The sequence below is a fragment of the Robinsoniella peoriensis genome, from assembly GCF_000797495.1.
GTDB classification, from domain to species: domain Bacteria; phylum Bacillota; class Clostridia; order Lachnospirales; family Lachnospiraceae; genus Robinsoniella; species Robinsoniella peoriensis.
In genome coordinates this window covers 249,570-267,509 of sequence record NZ_JTGN01000011.1, presented here as the reverse complement: position 1 = coordinate 267,509, position 17,940 = coordinate 249,570, and the positions used below count along the sequence as shown (strand labels likewise).

Genomic DNA, 17,940 nt, shown 5'->3' with positions numbered 1-17,940 from the left:
GAATACCATAAGCCAAGAGAGGTGTCTAAGCCAAAAGAGGCCTCAGCAATCATCCAAGCCAGTTGTCCCAGAAGCAGGGTATACCAGCAAGGCATGTCCACAATTGGGGTTCTGAAAGGTGAGGGGGTGTCCATTTATATGGAACTAATGGGAAGGGATGTCTAAAAAAATGGGAGCCCCGCTAAATAATGTGTCCACACTTATGGGTACATTATAAAATACTCAGCTCTGCTCTACGCTTCCTCCGTCCATACAAGTTTCCCACTCCCATCTTTCCGAGATACAGGTTGTCGCCACAAAGCTAGTTTTCACGAGGCCACTGAAAAAGTCACCTATTTTTAAAAGAGTTTGTCATATTACACAAATAAATATTAGTTTTATGTTTTTGTAGAACCTTAACAAACGAATCTATCACGTTCCTTGGAGAGTAGAGAACTTTAAAATCTTAACCTTTTGTGCAATATTACTTTGGCTTAAACTTTTTCAGTGGCCTCGGTTTTCACAGCATGGCGGAGACCCCTGGGTTGTGACGGGCTGTTCGTTTTTGGATGCAGCAGAGTGTGTTTCGGCAGTTCAGTGTGAAATGTGTGAAATAAGATTAAAGTATACTTGCTTTTCTGTTCATAGAATAACTGGCTGTAGTGCTGTAACCAAAAATATGTAGTAGAATGAAGGAACAAGCTGCAGTGAGAAGATCAGCTGCTTTATGCATTTTATATGTTCTATGCCAATAACGTTCAGTATGCCACAATCCCGGGGTTCCATCATGCTGAGAAAACCAGCTTTGTGGCGACAACCTGGATCTCGGAAAGAGAAGGGGGCGGACCATGGCAGGCGTTTGGAAGGCGTATAGCAGATCTGAGCATTTACTTACCTTGCCGGAGTGTTTTTTGGCGGATAGTATTCGACTGGCTCCCATCGGATACTAAGCGGGCACTGAACCGAGAAATGCATCAGGATTTCTCGGTGAATGCCCGCGTGCCGTCAAAAAGCGCTCCGGGAAGGTTAGAAAATGCCAGTTCTGCGGTAAGCCTTCCAAACGCCTGCCATGGTTCGCCCCCTTCTCTTGACCTGCACTACATCTATCTACAAAGCGTCCCATACTCAGCAAAACCCCAATTTTCTCCCAGTAGAAACTCAAATCAACTTGACATCAGTGTTCAAATTTTGTACAATAAATATGTTCAAATTTTGAACGGAGGTGAAAAAGCATTGAATAAATACGATCGCATGTTATATATTATAAATCAGCAGGGGATGCAGAGTCAGAGAAAGCTGGCGGATTCTATGGGGATTTCTTTGGGTCAGGTGAATTATCTCCTGAAGGAAATGGCGGACAAAGGTCTACTGGAAAAGACGGGTAAGATCTATCGGGTTTCGGATACCGGCAAAAAGCATCTGGAAGAAAAAATTCGTATCCAACAGACAGAGAAAATAGATTTTTCGGGAAATGCAAACGGTGTGAAGCTTGCAGTAATTCTGGCGGCAGGGCATAACCCTGCCTTTAATAAACCGGAAGGACTTTTAGAGATTGGCGGAATGCCGCTGATTGAACATATGATACAGGCATTACATAATCAGGGAATAGAGAAAATTGTCGTTGTGGTAGGGGACCGGAAAGAACAGTACGAGACTTATTTTGACCACCGGGGAATTATTCTGGTGGAAAACAATAGATATAAATGGAGCGGAACGATGGCTTCCCTGTTTGCGGCTGAAGCATATCTGACGGAAGATTTTCTTTTGGTAGAAAGTAATCAGATCCTGGAAGAAATTGCAATTGAAAAGATTCTAAAATCAGAAGAGCAAAACTGTATGCTGCTTGCAGGCCCCAGTGATTCCATGGACGAGGCATATGTGGAACTGGATGAAAATGGGAGCATTTTTCGTATTTCCAAGGATATTAAGCAATTGAACCGTATTGATGCTGAACTGATTGGTGTCAGTAAGATATCAGGGGAACTGTTTGAAAAAATGGTGCAGTATTATGGAAAGAATGAAAATCCATATTTGAATTATGAATATGCAATTGAAAGTATAGGACGGATTTATCGTATAGCCGGAATCCTGGTGGATGATCTGATCTGGAGTGTGATAGAAAATGAGACGCTGTATCAGAAAGCATCCAGTATTTTATTTCCTAAAATGAAGAAAAGAGCAGTTTTAAGAAAAGAAAATAAGGCTAGAGAAACACTGCAGGAATGTATGCATTTAAAGGAAGAGGAAATAGAACAGGTCAGCATAGGCGGAGGGATGACCAACCAGAATTTCTTTGTAAGGGTAAAAGGGAGGGATTATATTTTACGGATACCGGGTGCCTGTACGGAAGTATTTATTGATCGTTGTGCCGAACAGTATAACAGCCGGATAGCTTCCGGACTTGGATTAAATCCACCCATTCTGTATTTCGACCCGGTAAAAGGGGTTAAAGTCACCGAATACATAAGCGGTGCCAGAACGTTAAATCCCGGTAGTGCCAGGCTGGAAGCTTATATGAGAAAAACCACGGCTATTTTGAAAAAGCTTCATAATTCTGAAGTAAAACTGCAGGGGGATTTCAATGTCTGGGAGGAGTATGATAAATATAAACGTGAGATTTTAAAAAACGGCGGGAGATTTTATAAAGGATTTGAAGAGCTGGAATCATTTTTTTATCATCTGAAATCTGATCTGAATCAGATCAAGGCAGATCGCAGGCCCTGTCATAATGACCTGGTAGCAGAAAATTTTGTGTCTGATGAGAAAGGCAGGATGTACCTGATTGACTGGGAGTATGCTGGATATAATGATCCCTTGTGGGATGTGGCGGCACATTTGCTGGAATGTGAATTTTCCAAAGAGGAAGAAGAATTGTATTTACAGTATTATCTGGAGAAAGAACCCGGGCGGCTGGAGAAACAGAAGCTTTTGATGTTTCAAATTTGCCAGGATGTCCTTTGGAGTGCCTGGACAATTGCGAAAGAAACGAAAGGTGAAGATTTTGGAGCATATGGGGAAGGAAGATTCCTAAGAGCTTTAAGCATGAAGAAAGAATATGAGGCAGAATATGAGGCAGAATATGAGGCAGAATATGAAAAAGAAAAGATTTGATCCCACCATTGATTGGACGATTACCTTATTGCCATTAGGGATTATTGCTGTTATTTCCGTGGTATTGATGCTGTTTCCGGAAACTGCCGGGAGTATTACCGGTATGCTCCGGGAAGTGTTTGTAAATAAACTGGGTTTCTTCTATATTATATTGGGTCTGGGCATTTTATTTACTGCAGTCGGACTGGCATTCTCCAGACATGGAAACATCCGGTTTGGAAATCTGGAAAAACCCAGATACAATAATTTTAGCTGGGGTGCAATGATCTTTACTTCTACCATGGCTGCCGATATTGTTTACTGGTCGTTAATTGAATGGTGTTATTACTACAGTGCAAAACCATTTGCAAAAGAAGCGATGACGCTTGCCCAGCACCAGGATTATGCTTCTGCTTATCCGTTGTTTCACTGGGGTCCGATACCCTGGGCATTTTATCTTTTGCCTGCCTGTGCCTATGCCTATATGATGTTTGTGAAAAAGAGAAAAAGACAAACCCTCTCAGAAGCATGCAGACCGGTTTTAAAAGATCATGTGGATAAAAAGGCAGGAAAGTTAATTGATATTTTTTCCATCGTAGGTCTGCTGGCGGGAACAGCAACTACATTTTCCCTGGCCACTCCGCTGATCGCCCAGGCGGTGGGGAAAATACTTGGAATTGAGCCCACGCCATTTTTATCTATAGTAATTCTGGCAGTCATCGGCCTGGTTTTCATTGTGGCTGTTATGAAAGGGATGAAAGCGATTTCCCATCTGGCGGGAATCTGTGTGGTAATTTTTGTTCTGTTAATTGGTGTATTCTTAGTTTTTGGTCCGAAAATCTATATTATAGAAACCGGAGTAACAGCTATTGGAACGGTTATGAATGAATTCTTCCGTATGGCAACGTGGATGGATCCTCTTCGTCTGTCTGGAAGCGGCGGCTCCGGTTTTCCGCAGGACTGGACGATATTCTATTGGGCTTACTGGATCGCCTGGTTTGTGGCTACTCCATTTTTTATTGCCAGGATTTCAGAAGGGAGGACTCTGCGCCAGACGATCTTTGGCGGGATTTCATGCGGACTGCTTGGAACCTATACATCCTTCATTGTGTTCGGAGGATTCGGGCTGCATTTGCAGACTAGCGGTAAACTGGATCTGGCTGGACAGCTTGCTTCCGGAAAATCTCCATCAGAAGTAATTATGCAGGTTTTTGGGCAATTTCCGATAACCGATGTTGTGCTGCTGATTCTGATTTTGGCGATGATTGCATTTTATGCAAGTACATTTGATGCAATTACCCTGGTTGTGGCAGGGTACTCGGAAAAGAATATGGAAACAAGAGAAGAACCCCGTAAGAAGCTCCGGGCATTCTGGGCACTGGTATTTCTGCTGCTACCAATAGCACTTTTGTTTTCTGATAGTACGTTATCCATGCTCCAGACGATTTCCATTATTGCCGCTTTTCCTCTGGGGATTATTATGATTTTGGTTGTGGTGAGTTTTATAAAAGAAATCAGACAGGATAATGGCAAAATTAACAAATAAACTGTAATAATTAGTTTATAAATTCGTAATGATTTCTTGACAATAATGATTTCCAAAATTATAATGGTAATAGTTACTAGCTAACACACAAAAGGTAAGACAGGGGAAAAGATGCATATGAAGAGGAGAGTACGAGTCGTTGCATGGCTTTTAACATTTGTCATGCTCTTTAGCATGATCCCGGCAGAAATTGCCGGCGCAGCGGAGCAAAAGCCAGCCACAGATATTCTGAAAATGATGTACGTGGAGCCGCAGTCTATGGCAAGTGAAGCGGGACAGTTGATCGTGGCGGAGATTGCGGATGGAAATGGAGCTTTGACCGGAGCCAGGTTATATTACCGGGATGGTTCGGGAACGGAAAGAGAAATGAATGTTACAGAGATATCCGGCAATTATGCTGCGTTTCTTGTTAAAGGAGGCGGGCTTGCGGATACCAGCCTTAGCAGGATAGAGCTGGTGTGCGGAGGTGTTAACCGGAATATTGATTTAAAAGCATATCGTGCCAGCGGTGACACTGCTGTTTCAAAAGTGGAAGGAAGCCATGGCGAATCTTCCAAAAGCAGGGCGAAAAGCGTTCAGTCTGATGCGGATCAAAAAGCAGAAGAGAATACCGTAAAAAGAGTTCTGGCAGATGATTCTGCAGGAATTACAAATGCACTGAACCAGGCGCAGGCACTGGCGGGTGTACAAGCGCCAAAGTTGCGAGGTTATTCGGCACCGAGAGCCGGTTCGGATGGGCAAATTACAGTAGTTCTGGATCCGGGGCATGGAGGCTCAGAATCAGGAGCGTGCAGAACCTGGAATGGAAAAGCTTATATTGAGAAAGATATTACGCTAAAGATTTCCAAGTACACGAAAAAAGAACTGGAAAAGTATGAAGGGGTAAAGGTATATCTGACCCGTTCTACCGACAAGTATATGGAATTATATCAGCGAGTGGATTTTGGAGCATCTGTTGGTGCGACCGTATTTATCAGCCAGCATATTAATTCCACTAACAGTAATGAGCAGTACAGCGTATCCGGGGCTTTGGTATTTTTATCAAAAGGTCAGTACCGGGGCGATATCACACAGGCTTCCCACGATATCGCATATACGATTCTGGATAAGCTGAATGCGGCAGGGTTTAAGAATCAGGGAATACAGTACCGATTATCGGAGACAGGGGATCAGTATCCAAACGGGACTCTGGCTGATTATTATGGAATCGTAAGAAGATGTGTCCTTGCCGGATTTCCGGGAATGATCGTTGAGCATGGGTTTGTCAATAATCCTAATGACTGTGTAAAATTTTACGGCAGCAATTCGAAGATCAAGAAGATTGGTGTTGCAGATGCCAAGGCAATTGCAGCATATTATGGGCTGAAAAAGAAAGATTCCGGTTCTTCCGGAACGAATCCGCCGCCGGCTGTAGATACCGGATGGAAAAAGGATGGCAGCAATACATATTATGTGAAGCAGGATGGAAGCAGAGCTACCGGATGGCAGACCATAGACGGAAAGGTATATTACTTTAATGCCGGAGGAATCATGCTTACAGGCAAACAGAAGATATCCGGTAAAATTCATTATTTTCAGCCCTCCGGAGAAGCTATGACCGGAGTGCAGACCATAGGAGGGAAAAAAGTATCCCTGGATGAAAAAGGTGTTATAATTGCAATTCCTGCCGGTAGCTGGACTTTGAAAGGCAGCACCTGGTATTTTAAAAAATGGGATGGAAAGAATGCGACCGGATGGATCACTTATAAGGGCAGGAAATGTTATCTGAATAAGGACGGTTCCATGGTAAAGCGCTGGAAGAAGATTAAGGGGAAATGGTATTATTTCAGCGGAAATGGTTATATGGTTACCGGAAAGCGGACGTTGGGCGGCAAAACCTGTTATTTTGGAGATAATGGCGCGGCCCTGACCGGAAAACAGGTGATCAATAAAGAAACCTTATTTTTGAATGAAAAAGGTGTCCTATTGCCAAATCGCTGGGTCAAGGATAATGTTGGCTGGTGGTATCGCTATGGCAATGGTACTTATCCTAAGAAAAAATGGGTTACCATTGAAGGAAAACGTTATTATTTCAATAAAAAGGGTTATATGGAGACCGGTTGGATTAAGCTTGGAAAAAACTGGTATTACCTTCGTTCAGATGGTTCTGCTAAAAACGGATGGCTGAAAAGCAACGGAAAGTGGTATTATCTCGTAAAGGGAAAAATGCAGACAAAGTCCTGGATTCATTATAAGAAAAAATGGTATTATGTGAAGGCAGATGGCGTAAGAGCTGTAGGAAAAAGATTAAAAATAGGTAAGAAGACATATAAGTTTGATGCCAACGGAGTTTGTAAAAATAAGAAATAAAAGCATGAAAAGAGCCGTATCGGTAAAGTTCTACCGATGCGGCTCTTTTATACTGTTTAATAATTGATACAAACTCCACCGTCATCAAAACGGTATATCTTGCCTTTGATTTTTTTCTTTGTATTGCGGAGCATGACACCGTCGCTGCCTACATAATATTTAACACCGCCGAAGGTAACCCAGGTATTGGCTGCCATCTGTCCATTGGATCTTAAGAAATACTGTTTTTTCTTAAGGGTAATCCATCCGGTTTGCATGACTCCTGATTTATTAAAGAAATACCATTTGCCGTCTAGTTTTGCCCAACCTGTTTTAGCCCTTCCGGTATTATCTGCATAGGACCAGGAAGTAGATCCCCTTGTCCAGCCGCCCTCTGACAGTCTGCCGCTGGCATCAAAGGAGTATGGTATACCACGAACTTTTGATGCATTCATCTGCATGATACCATTGTTATCCAGGTAATAATAGTAATTTCCTTCTTTTTTCCAGCTGTTTCTTTCTATATAGCCTTTACTGTTTATGTAATAGTAGTTTTCATTATAGTAGATCCAGGTGTTCTTTCTGGAATACTTTTTGTTATTGGATGTATAAAAAGCTGACTGCTTTTTGGATCCGACCTTTTTCTTTTTCAGGGTCAGATTCCCGGGAGAGATCATATTCAGTGTATCACCATTGCTCATATCGGCTATGATTGCTGAATTTTTTGGCTGTCCGTTTGTGGTAAAGAGCTTACATTCTATATTGCTCAGCGTATTTCTCACGGAGGCGGACATATTGGTAATTAAACCGGTTGCAACTGCATAATCCGGTGATATCATACGCAGATAGCTGGGTGAATTGGCATCGCCGATACCATGATGTCCCAATTTTAACAGATCAATAGGCCCCAGTTGTTTTGCCAGCTTACTTTCATCGTAATCAGGTGCCAGATTGTTGATATCTCCCGCTAAAAAAGCAGTGAGGTCATTTACTGTTACTTTCACACCCAGTGAATTAAAATTGTCATCCGGCCGTTTGGCGATGTTTCCTTTGGAATCCGTGGAGCGCTTATAATTCATAATTTCGATCTGCATATCTCCCAGGGTAAATTCCCGATTCGATTTTTTGGAAAAGTTCTGGATAATTTTCGTACCGCGTCTCTTAGCTGCAGAGATCAGCGTATCATAACAATATTGGTTGTCCCAGAGATTTGTTTTCACTGAGATGTATTTGTCGCTGTATTTATTGAGATACAGGCGTTCTGTTTTAAAAGCTTTTAAAATCTCATCCCCGCTTCCAATATGGTCGCTGTGAGCATGAGTTCCGATATAAAAATCCAGCTTCTTTACGCCAACCTTTTTCAAATACTTAATGACTTCCTGTTCGTGCCCCCCGGAAGTGTTGATACCGGAACGCATAGGGTATTTCGAATTATTTCCATTTGGAAAGTCACTGTCTTCGCCGGAATCCACCATTCCAAAGTGTCCGTTACTCTCCAGCAGGATGGCATCGTTATTGCCTTCAATACAAATAAAATGAATCCGTGTTTTGCTCTTAGCGGATGCATCAGCTGCCAGTGGCAGGCATAGAAAAGCCAGACAGATAACCACTGCCGTAAACATTACATTAAATTTTCTTTTCATTATCTAAATCCCCTTATTCATTGGTATTAAATCAGTACTGCTGCAAAATGTATGACATTCCCCCTTATTCAGACATAGTCAGCATTATATGATACAGGTTAGATTATACCCTAAGAGAAAGTTCTTTACAAGTGTCTGGGGAAAACTTGTATGCGTCCCTTACCCAGCAATACCCAATTTCATTTTTGTAACATCCCTCATCACAATTAACAGTTGTCTAATTCTTATTAAAATGTTATATTATAATTAACAGGAATTAAAAGATTTGTAATAAATACATTTTGAGGGGAAAATTATGCAGCGAAAGAAATATGATGATGAGACACTTCGCAGGCTTCAGGCAACGGAGCTGGAGATGCTGGAGGATTTTGTGGATTTTTGTGAGAAGCATAAGATACCGTATTTTGGAATTGGAGGAACTGCAATCGGAGCACTGCGGCATCAGGGGTTTATTCCCTGGGATGACGACATAGATCTGGCATTTACAAGAAAAAATTATGAGCGGTTTTGTAAACTTGCAGGAGAGGAACTGAAAGATAAATATACGATTTTGCGCGGAGATTCCGATGAAAATTATCCGCTTTTTACTGCGCGTATGTGTAAAAAAGGAACGGTTTTCAGGGAATACGCAATGAAGGATGTGGATTGTGAGTTTGGGATTTTTCTGGATCTGTATGCTTATGACAATGTTCCGGACTGTAATTGGAAGATGAAACTTCAGGCATATGGGGCATGGATTTACAGTAAATTGCTGATTTTATGCAGTATTTCAAAGCCAAGCCTTTTGCTGGAAGGTAAAAAATTAAAATTGGTTTTGGCTGCGTGCCAGGTTGGGAACAAGCTTATGAAAGCGATGCATATTTCCAAGAGAGGCGTTTTTTTGCGTGGAAAGAGATGCTGTACGAAATATAATAAGCAGAAGACTAAAAGGCTGGCATACCTGCCTGAGGCGAGACCCTTTGCAAGCATGATAGACAGGAAAGATTTGTATCCGTTGAAGAAGATGAAGTTTGAACATCTGGAACTCACGTTTCCCAATGATATGCACGAAATGCTGTCTGCTTATTATGGCGATTATATGCAGCTTCCACCGGTGGAAAAAAGGTATAATCATTGTCCATACCAGTTGGATTTTGGGAAACAGGAAGCAGAAGTGCCTGATAAAAAGTAAGGGATGACTATGGAAGATAAAAAAATGTCGATTAAAACCAGTATTCTCTGGAATACCTGGGGAAGTCTGGTTTATCTGGGGTGTCAATGGCTTTTGAGCGTTCTGGTGATCCGTATTTCCGGATTTGAAAATTCAGGTATTCTGACATTGGCTATGTCCATAACCAATATGTTCTATAGCATAGCAGTCTATGGGATGCGTACTTTCCAGGTGGCAGATACGGAAAATGAATATTCCCAGGGAACCTATGTACTGAGCAGGGCAGCGACCGGTTTAACAGCATTTATTCTTTGTACAGCATTTGTAGTGATAAACCGATACGACAAGATATCCAGTTTAAGTATTATAATCTATATGGTCTTCCGTCTGGGAGAAGCTCTTTTTGATGTCTATGCCGGATTTTTTCAAAAATACTGGCGTATGGATTATCTGGGAAAATCTATGGTAATCCGCGGTGTGGTAATGCTTTGCTCTTATATAGTTTTTCTGGGATTATTCAATAGTCTTCCGGTTGCTTTTGGGGCAATGGCGCTGTCTACATTTCTCGTTATTATATTCTATGACCGCAGGAATGTGAAGCGTATAACCAATATAAAATCTGATGGTAATTTAAAAAAAGTACAGGAATTGCTTATCAGGTGTTTTCCGTTAGTGGTTTATTTGTTTCTAAACGCTGCAATCAGCTCTATTCCAAGGTATTTCCTGGAGAAATTCTGCGGAAATGACAAGCTGGGTGTGTATGCGGCAATTGCGGCGCCTACCCTGGTTGTGCAGATGGCATCTACTTACATTTTTAATCCTTTCGTAACGGCTTTTGCGGAAAAGTATCATGCAGGGGACCGGGCTGGATTCTGGAAGCTTCTGTTCACTTGTGTAAAAGTAGTAGGAGCAGTATCTGTGGCTGCTATGGCAGGTGCAGCGCTTTTAGGGGAGTGGGGGCTTCTGATATTAATCGGAGAAAAAATACTGCCTTATACTGATTTGTTACTGCCGCTGGTAGCGTGTACCATTCTCACTGCATTCAGCTGGCTGCTGTGCGGTGTACTGACGGTTGTTAAGGACTTTAGAGGACTGATCATCAGTAATGTAGCTGCCGTTGTGTCAGGAGCAGTATCATCGGTAGTTTTCATAAAGTTATGGGGCATGCAGGGCACGAGTTTTGCTACGATTCTGGGTCTTACCGTTGAAATTGTACTTTTGTTTGTATTTCTGCAGAATCGGATCGGAAAATCAGCGTCGTTGTCAAGATCTTAAATTTATGATACAATAACTCTGGCCGAAAGTAACCAGGTTTTATGGACTGCCAGGCTGAAAGAAAAAAGAAATAGCAGTATTGCAGATTCGTCTGTAATATGTAATGGGTATAAATATGAAAGATAATTATGAACACACATTTGCAATATGTGCCTATGGGGACAGCCCCTATCTTATGGCATGTATCCGCTCACTGAAAAAGCAGTCACATCCCGGCAGAATCATTATGGTGACTTCAACACCCAGCACCTATATAGAGCGTATCTGCAGGGAAAATGAGATATCACTGTTTATAAACAGAGGAGAAAAGGGAATCATCCAGGACTGGAATTTTGCATATGAAAAGGCTGACACCAGGTATGTTACGATCGCCCATCAGGATGATATCTATCATGAAAAATATACAGAAGAACTATGCAGGATGATGGATTCGGCAAAACGGCCATTGATTTTTTTTACTGATTACGGGGAAATCAGAAAAGGGAAAATCGTTGTTTCAAACACATTATTAAAAGTGAAAAGGCTGATGCTGATTCCAATGGAAATAAAGGCGGTAAAGAACAGCAGGTTTATCCGAAGGAGAATTCTTTCCCTGGGTTCACCGATTTGCTGTCCGTCTGTGGGATTTGCAAAAGAAAATGTAAAAGCACCTGTGTTTCAGCCGGGTTTTCGAAGTAATGAAGACTGGCAGGCATGGGAGAAGATTTCCAGGGAGGAAGGGGCTTTTCTTTACTGTAAGAAGCGTCTGGTGTATCACCGGATACATGAAGAATCTGCGACTACCAGAATTATTGAAGATACGGGCAGGCGGGACGAGGATATCGCCATGTTCCGTAAATTCTGGCCATTGCCGGTTGCAAAGCTTTTAGCTTCTGTTTACGGGAGAAGTGAGGAATCAAATAATATGTAGTTGGGGAGCACCTATGAAGAAACTGATTATTATACCAGCCTATAACGAAGGCGCCAGTATTTATTCAACGGTCCGGAGTATTCAGGAACAGGCACCGGATTATGACTATGTCATTATCAATGACTGTTCAACTGATAATACAAAGGATATTTGTGAAGAACATGATTTTTCCGTGATTCATCTGCCGGTCAATCTTGGGATTGGAGGGGCGGTGCAGACCGGTCTTCTCTATGCTGCCAGCAGAGGATATGATTTGGCGGTGCAGATGGATGGAGATGGACAGCATGATGCCCGATTCTTAAAAGAGATGGAGCAAAGTCTCATCTGTAATCAGATTGATATGGTGATTGGGTCAAGATTTATAGAAAAACAGGGATTTCAGTCTTCCGGAATCCGAAGAATGGGAATTCGGTATTTTTCCTGGCTGATTTATGCACTGACCAAGGTGAGGATTACAGATCCTACGTCAGGAATGCGTATGATGAGCCGTGATGTAATAGAAGTATTTACAAGGGAATATCCCAAGGATTATCCAGAGCCTGAAAGTGCGGTAGCAATTATTAAAGCAGGCAGAAAAATCGGTGAGGTACCGGTTGTCATGAAACAGCGGGAGGAGGGGGTATCTTCCATATCGCCCTTGAAGTCGGTGTATTATATGATAAAGGTAACTCTGGCTATTTTTATGGCCGCATGGAGAGGCTGAGGTTGAAAGAAAATTGCTTTTATGTAAATGCGTCCTGCTGTGATTCCCATGCAGGCAGAGAGGTGTGAATATGAGTATCAGATCGCAGATTATCATTATGATTACTGTTGCTGCAGCACTGATTGTGCTGGCATGTATGGTAAAAAAAAGAACGATTAGCTTAAGATATGCTTTGCCGTGGACTTTACTGGCAATTGGTGTAACGGTATTAACCTGTTTTCCGGTTTTGACTGACCGGCTAACGAACCTGCTGGGCGTATCCCTGCCGGTCAATATGATATTTTTTATGGGCTTTTGTTTTTCACTGGTTATTATTTTCTCATTGAGCCTTGCGGTTTCCAGACTTTCAAAACGTGTAAAAGCTCTTGCCCAGCATCAGGCGCTGCTTGAGCGGACGATGCAGGAGATGCAGATGAAAGAATTGAAGATAAAGGAGCAGGCAGATGAATAGGGAGAAATATAGAAAGAAGCAGAATATATTCTTTCCGGTGCTGATTTTTGTGGTTTTCCTGATGCTTATATTTCATACTGTAGTGATGTACCGGGAATACGTCAGCCCCAGTCTGAACCGGCCCAGAGAGATTTTTAAAATTGGAGGCAACAAAGCAGTAGTTGGTGAGATCACTAAAGATACCAAGATTGAACAGAGTTTCCGAATGGAAAACGTCAGTTTTTCCGGAATCAGGCTGACTTTCGCTACTTATGACAGGAAAAATGATGCGCACTTGAATATTCAGCTGAAGAATATAAAGTCAGGTATATTAGTGGGAAATTGGGATGTCTCCACGGAAGATCTTAAGGATAATACCCCGGTGGAATTTGTTCTGAAAAATACCATTGAAGTAAAAGAGAAAGAGGAGTTTATATTAACGATTGCTTCGGAAGATGGGACTGCAGGGAATGCAGTTACGGTTTACCAGTCTGACAAATCTATAAAAGGACAGAAATTAATTGTAGGAAGACAGAAAAAAGAAGGAAGCCTGCATATAACCTTTACGTATGGTGACCAGTCCTATTTGAAAATTTATTTTGTGGGTATCACAGTTGTACTTTTTGCAATGCTGGTATTGCTCTGGTTTTTGGGATATGGCATGAAGTGGGAGGCTCACAGGCTGTTTCTGTTAATGGGTATCTGCCTGGGCGTACTCTATATCTTTGTTCTTCCGCCTTATTCAACGCCGGATGAACAGGCACATATCTATACTGCCTATGCGTTTTCTAATAGTTTAATGGGAAAAGAAGCGGTGAATGATGAAGGGAATACTATTGCAAGAGAGGACGATCTGTTAATGGGAGTCCTGGAGAAGCGTCCGGATACGGAAACTTACGGACTGGTTGCAGATCATCTTTTTGATACTGCAGGCGCAAAGGGACTGTCTGCTTTTCCGGGTGGGCCATTGTCAGGAGTACCTGCATTTGTATATACGCCTCAGATTATAGGCATTTCTCTTGCCCGGCTGCTGAATATAGGAAATGTAGGGTTATTAATGCTGGGAAGACTGTTTGCGCTGGCATTTTACCTGTTGTGCGGATATTTTGCTGTAAAGCGGATGCCATTTGCAAAAGTACTGATGCTGACGGTTTTACTGCTTCCGATTTCCCTGGAATTAGGCGGATCTTTCTCTTACGATTCCTTTATTATAGGAATATGCGCATGGTTTACCGCACATTGCCTTTATCTGGCATATGAAAAGGATAAGGTTGACCGGGCAGACTGGATATTATTAATTATTCTGGCTGTGCTAATGGCACCCTGCAAGATTGTCTACGTGCTTTTATGCCTGCTGGTACTTTTGATCCCGGTTAAGAAATCGGCTACCAGAATCGGCTGTATTCTGGGAAGATTAAGCGTCTGTGCGGGAGGGGTGCTGTCATTGGCTGTCGTTCGACTTGTTACGATGGCAGAATATCTGAGCAGACAGGAAAATACCCTGTCTTATGTTGAAAGTTCCGGGTACACTTTAAGTGGGCTGTTATCCCAGCCATTCACGATTATCCAGATGTATTACGAATCATTTCGGAAATATGCGGATTTTTATTTTGAAACAATGATGGGCGGGCAACTGGGCTGGCTGGATATAAAAGTTTCAGATGTTCTGATTTTTGCCCTGGCAATTATATTGATACTTTCTGTGTTTGTAAAAGAAAAAGAACCGTTTTATCTGGAAAAAAAGGATAAGTGGATCATGGCACTGATCAGTGCCGGGGTTATTGGTGCACTGATGATGGTGTTCTTATTGACATGGACGCCATTTGGTTCTAAAGTAATTGAAGGAACTCAGGGAAGGTATTTCCTTCCGGTGCTCCCGCTTGTGGTACTCCTTCTGCGAAGCAGAAATATAACCCTGAAAAAGAGCATTAACATGAATCTGATCATGAGCGTTGGGCTGATACAGTTTATGGTAGTCTGGGAAATCTTCCAGAAAGTCATAACAAGATAATTTTTACCAGCAGTTAGTATACTAAACAGTACCGATAATTTATATAGTTAAAAATTACGAAAAAATAAAAGGAGAATAAAAACATGAAAATTTTAGTAACAGGATGTAACGGACAATTAGGAAGAGCAATTAATCAGCAGTATGCAGACAATGCGGATGTAGAAATTATCAATACAGATGTATTTCAGCCCGATGTAATGGAGTTGGATATTACTAATATTGATAAGGTAATGTCTGTCATTGAGGAAGTAAAACCGGATGTAATCATTAACTGTGCGGCACATACTGCCGTGGACCTATGTGAATCCCAGCAAGATGCGGCATATCGCATTAATGCCATCGGCCCCAGAAACTTAAGTATTGCAGCGGCGAAAACAGGTGCTAAAATGGTACATGTCTCTACCGATTATGTATTTGAAGGAAATGGAACAAAACCATATATGGAATTTGATGCTCCAAACCCACAGGGGATGTATGGAGCAACGAAGCTGGCGGGAGAACAGTTTGTACAGCAGTTCGCCAAAGACTTCTTTATAATACGTACCGCATGGCTCTATGGAGAAGGAAAGAATTTTGTGAAAACCATGCTTCGTCTGGCGGAGACAAACGACACGGTAAGGGTTGTGGGAGACCAGTATGGTACACCTACCAGTGCGGTTGAACTGGCAAAAGCAATTAAATATCTCATTCCGACATCTAATTATGGGATTTTCCACGGTACCTGCGAGGGTATGTGCAGCTGGGCAGATTTTGCAAAGGAAATATTCCGCCTGGCAGGTAAAGATACAAAGGTGGATAGTATTACTACTGCAGAATATCCCACCCCGGCCGTACGTCCGGCTTATTCTGTACTGGAAAACTATATGCTGAAGCTGACTACAGATTACAGCTTTGCGCCCTGGGAAGATGCCCTGGCTGCATATATGAAAACACTGTAACTTATATATCAGGTCTGCGCAATTACTGCGCTGACCGTAAGAAAAGGTGGTAGGACGTGTATCTGGTAAAAGCCTTACTCATCCTCCTGTGGTTTGCAGTAATACCGGTGTGTATCGGTATGCTGTTTACCCGGGTGGAAGATAAAGAAAAAAATAGTTTAAAAATGGCGGCGCTGTATGGTTATATTACCATGTTTGCCGTGTTTGAAGTGCTGGCGCTTCCCCTTATTTTCGCAGAAGTCAGTTTTCATGTACTGATGTATATCTATGGCGGAAGTATGCTGCTGCTTGCAGTAATTTCCATTATTTTAAATGTAAGAAGAACGAAAGAAATGGTGGTATTCCAGTGGAAAGGCATGAAAGAAACCCCCTGGTCTGTCTATCTGGCGCTGATTTTGATTGCAGTGCAGGTAGCGGCGTACCTGATTTTCAGGCTGGACGATCTGGATGATGCCTTTTATGTGGCAACGGCTACAACCACAGTGCATACAAATGGAATGTTTCGTTTTGATGCTTATACGGGAGACCTGCTAAAAAGTCTGCCTTCCCGCTATGTTCTTTCTCCATTTCCAATCTTCCTGGCATTTATCAGTGAAAGCGTGCAGATGCATCCGGCAATTGTTGCACATACGATTATGCCGGTGTTTTTCGTGCCATTGGCTTATATGGTATATTCCCTCTTAGGTGAAAAACTGTTTGCGGGGGACCGCAAGGCAAGTGGGCTGTTCCTGTGCTTCCTTTCCGTAATACACGTGTTTTCCTATTATTCCGTGTACACCCAGGGGACGTTTATGCTGGTGCGTATCTGGCAGGGGAAAGCGGTATTGGCAGCGATTCTGCTTCCGGCACTTTTCTACATGTGTATCCGTCTGCTGAAAGAAAACGGCAGCCTGCGTGAATGGTCATTATTGTTTTGCCTTCTGCTTTCCTGCTGTCTGGTTTCATCCATGGGAATCATGCTGGCGCCGGTTATGGTTGGCATTTTTGCAATTCTGTATGGGATTGGCGGCAGAGACTTAGGAAAATTTATAAAAGCAGTAATATGCTGCATTCCCTGCCTGATTTGTGCGGGAATGTATCTTTTGATACGTTAGGAGGCTGTATACATGCTGGAGATATTTGGATTGACATTAGAACGTTACAGGATGTATGTGGCTGACGGCATGCATGTGGGATTATTTCTTGCGGCAATTATCTACATTGCCTGTAGTAAAGCAGAAAAAGAAAATAAAAAATTATTTGTGGGATATGCGGTAACTTTTGGATGCATCTATTTCTTTCCGCTGACAGCTAAAATTATTATGGATTACTGTGTGGGAAGAGATGTTTACTGGCGGATGTTCTGGCTGCTGCCCATACCCCTTGTTTTATCCTATGTGGCAGTAAGAGCCTGGTATTCACAGAATACAAAATTAAAAAGAGGGGTTATGCTTGTGGCGCTGATGGGTGTTCTTGCCGTAACCGGAAATTTTGTCTACGTCTCAGGGACAGTTCTTCATAAGACGGAAAATCTGCAGAAACTGCCTTCGGCAGCAAACGCTATCTGTGAAATCATTACACAGAACCGTGGTGAAGGTGAGACGGTAAAGGCTGTGGTTCCCGATGATCTGGCTGGTTATATACGCCAGTATGATGCAGGCATTGGACTGGCATACGGAAGAAAAGGAAGATTTAGCAAGAGAGACAGGAAAATACATGAACAGATGATATCGGAAAATCCGGATTTCAGGGTCATCATCAGGCAGGCGAGAAAGGCCGGGTGCAATTATCTGGTATATTATGACACGGCGGACTCAAAAAAGAAAATAGAATTAAGGAAGTTTAAGGCAATTGGACAGACCAATGGTTATATAATCTATAAGGATACTGCACCGTTAACACCCAAAGAAGAGACAGCCAGTTCCAATAATGCCTGAGATTGCCACGTCTTTTTTGTT

General features: G+C 42.3%; 13 protein-coding genes. 12 read left to right on the top strand and 1 reads right to left on the bottom strand.

Annotated features, from left to right (window positions below; all coding sequences use genetic code 11):
• Positions 1–1,212: 1,212 nt before the first annotated feature.
• From QR40_RS21525 to QR40_RS30145, 3 genes are all read left to right on the top strand, one after another.
• On the top strand, positions 1,213–3,090 hold the full coding sequence (locus QR40_RS21525; RefSeq protein ID WP_160295856.1) for a phosphotransferase: 1,878 nt from the start codon (positions 1,213–1,215) through the stop codon (positions 3,088–3,090).
• A complete protein-coding gene (locus QR40_RS21520; protein ID WP_044296723.1) occupies positions 3,071–4,615 on the top strand; it encodes a BCCT family transporter in 1,545 nt (514 codons plus the stop codon). The genes QR40_RS21525 and QR40_RS21520 overlap by 20 nt, the downstream gene beginning before the upstream one ends.
• A gap of 117 nt (positions 4,616–4,732) precedes the next feature.
• Positions 4,733–6,964, top strand: coding sequence for an N-acetylmuramoyl-L-alanine amidase (locus QR40_RS30145; RefSeq protein ID WP_160295855.1), 2,232 nt, complete (start codon positions 4,733–4,735; stop codon positions 6,962–6,964).
• A 56-nt stretch (positions 6,965–7,020) separates the two neighbouring features.
• Here QR40_RS30145 and QR40_RS21510 read toward each other — a convergent pair whose 3' ends face one another.
• Entirely contained in the window at positions 7,021–8,586 is a 1,566-nt protein-coding gene (locus tag QR40_RS21510; protein ID WP_044296695.1) for an MBL fold metallo-hydrolase, read from the bottom strand.
• Positions 8,587–8,881: 295 nt separating this feature from the next.
• Here QR40_RS21510 and QR40_RS21505 point away from each other — a divergent pair, with 295 nt between their 5' ends.
• The 9 genes from QR40_RS21505 to QR40_RS21465 all read left to right on the top strand — a co-directional run bounded on the left by QR40_RS21505 (position 8,882) and on the right by QR40_RS21465 (position 17,919).
• Positions 8,882–9,757, top strand: coding sequence for a LicD family protein (locus QR40_RS21505; protein ID WP_044289764.1), 876 nt, complete (start codon positions 8,882–8,884; stop codon positions 9,755–9,757).
• Positions 9,758–9,766: 9 nt separating this feature from the next.
• Positions 9,767–11,011, top strand: a complete 1,245-nt coding sequence (locus tag QR40_RS21500; protein ID WP_027296769.1) for a lipopolysaccharide biosynthesis protein — start codon at positions 9,767–9,769, stop codon at positions 11,009–11,011.
• 103 nt (positions 11,012–11,114) lie between these two features.
• On the top strand, positions 11,115–11,921 hold the full coding sequence (locus QR40_RS21495; protein WP_242858570.1) for a glycosyltransferase family 2 protein: 807 nt from the start codon (positions 11,115–11,117) through the stop codon (positions 11,919–11,921).
• A gap of 13 nt (positions 11,922–11,934) precedes the next feature.
• Positions 11,935–12,624, top strand: a complete 690-nt coding sequence (locus QR40_RS21490) for a glycosyltransferase family 2 protein (RefSeq protein ID WP_027296771.1) — start codon at positions 11,935–11,937, stop codon at positions 12,622–12,624.
• Between the two features lie 70 nt (positions 12,625–12,694).
• Positions 12,695–13,075: a DUF2304 domain-containing protein gene (locus QR40_RS21485; protein WP_044289765.1), complete on the top strand. Its 381-nt coding sequence runs from the start codon at positions 12,695–12,697 to the stop codon at positions 13,073–13,075.
• Positions 13,068–15,065, top strand: a complete 1,998-nt coding sequence (locus QR40_RS21480) for a DUF2142 domain-containing protein (protein ID WP_044296694.1) — start codon at positions 13,068–13,070, stop codon at positions 15,063–15,065. The genes QR40_RS21485 and QR40_RS21480 overlap by 8 nt, the downstream gene beginning before the upstream one ends.
• A gap of 83 nt (positions 15,066–15,148) precedes the next feature.
• Positions 15,149–16,003 carry a dTDP-4-dehydrorhamnose reductase gene (gene rfbD, locus QR40_RS21475; RefSeq protein ID WP_044296693.1) on the top strand — a complete coding sequence of 285 codons (855 nt, stop codon included), beginning with the start codon at positions 15,149–15,151 and terminating at the stop codon, positions 16,001–16,003.
• A gap of 56 nt (positions 16,004–16,059) precedes the next feature.
• On the top strand, positions 16,060–17,097 hold the full coding sequence (locus QR40_RS21470; RefSeq protein ID WP_027296774.1) for a DUF6077 domain-containing protein: 1,038 nt from the start codon (positions 16,060–16,062) through the stop codon (positions 17,095–17,097).
• A 12-nt stretch (positions 17,098–17,109) separates the two neighbouring features.
• Entirely contained in the window at positions 17,110–17,919 is an 810-nt protein-coding gene (locus QR40_RS21465) for a hypothetical protein (protein ID WP_027296775.1), read from the top strand.
• Positions 17,920–17,940: the final 21 nt, after the last annotated feature.

Excerpts from the sequence above, each read along its gene's own strand:
- QR40_RS21520 (WP_044296723.1), top strand. The coding sequence starts at position 3,071 with ATGAAAAAGAAAAGATTTGATCCCACCATTGATTGGACGATTACCTTA.
- QR40_RS21485 (WP_044289765.1), top strand. The coding sequence starts at position 12,695 with ATGAGTATCAGATCGCAGATTATCATTATGATTACTGTTGCTGCAGCA.
- QR40_RS21505 (WP_044289764.1), top strand. The coding sequence starts at position 8,882 with ATGCAGCGAAAGAAATATGATGATGAGACACTTCGCAGGCTTCAGGCA.
- QR40_RS21500 (WP_027296769.1), top strand. The coding sequence starts at position 9,767 with ATGGAAGATAAAAAAATGTCGATTAAAACCAGTATTCTCTGGAATACC.
- QR40_RS21510 (WP_044296695.1), bottom strand. The coding sequence starts at position 8,586 with ATGAAAAGAAAATTTAATGTAATGTTTACGGCAGTGGTTATCTGTCTG.
- QR40_RS21490 (WP_027296771.1), top strand. The coding sequence starts at position 11,935 with ATGAAGAAACTGATTATTATACCAGCCTATAACGAAGGCGCCAGTATT.
- QR40_RS21495 (WP_242858570.1), top strand. The coding sequence starts at position 11,115 with ATGGGTATAAATATGAAAGATAATTATGAACACACATTTGCAATATGT.
- QR40_RS30145 (WP_160295855.1), top strand. The coding sequence starts at position 4,733 with ATGAAGAGGAGAGTACGAGTCGTTGCATGGCTTTTAACATTTGTCATG.
- QR40_RS21480 (WP_044296694.1), top strand. The coding sequence starts at position 13,068 with ATGAATAGGGAGAAATATAGAAAGAAGCAGAATATATTCTTTCCGGTG.
- rfbD (WP_044296693.1), top strand. The coding sequence starts at position 15,149 with ATGAAAATTTTAGTAACAGGATGTAACGGACAATTAGGAAGAGCAATT.
- QR40_RS21465 (WP_027296775.1), top strand. The coding sequence starts at position 17,110 with ATGCTGGAGATATTTGGATTGACATTAGAACGTTACAGGATGTATGTG.